Origin of the sequence: Jiangella asiatica, from assembly GCF_004349065.1 — a bacterium.
Taxonomy (GTDB): Bacteria; Actinomycetota; Actinomycetes; order Jiangellales; family Jiangellaceae; genus Jiangella; species Jiangella asiatica.
In genome coordinates, this window is the sequence record NZ_SMKZ01000133.1 from 1 (window position 1) to 316 (window position 316).

The window sequence follows — 316 nt, forward strand, 5'->3', positions numbered from 1 at the left end:
GTCGGGCAAGGCGCCGTTCATCGAGGACATCATGCGCCGCGCCTCCGTACAGCACTGAGCTGGCGCATCCGTACGGTCGCGGACGGCTCGATCCAGCCGGTCGCCAAATCCGCCAGCGGCCCGTGATCATCAACCGTCAGCGACGCCATGACGTCGCCAACCGTTGATGATCACGGGCCGTAGGCTGGCGCCCGTGATGGTGACGATCTCGACGCGGACGTGCGGCCGGTGAGGGCGGGCACCGTCGTGCAGGTCGGTCCGCTGCATCCCACGGTGGAACGCGAGCTTGCCACGACATACCAGGCGGTCCGGTTGC

Annotated in this window: 1 protein-coding gene; it reads right to left on the minus strand. The window is 68.0% G+C overall.

Annotated features, from left to right (window positions below; genetic code table 11):
* Nucleotides 1-129 precede the first annotated feature (129 nt).
* On the minus strand, nt 130-316 hold a 187-nt coding region (locus E1269_RS33210), incomplete at its 5' end, for a hypothetical protein (RefSeq protein ID WP_203434303.1).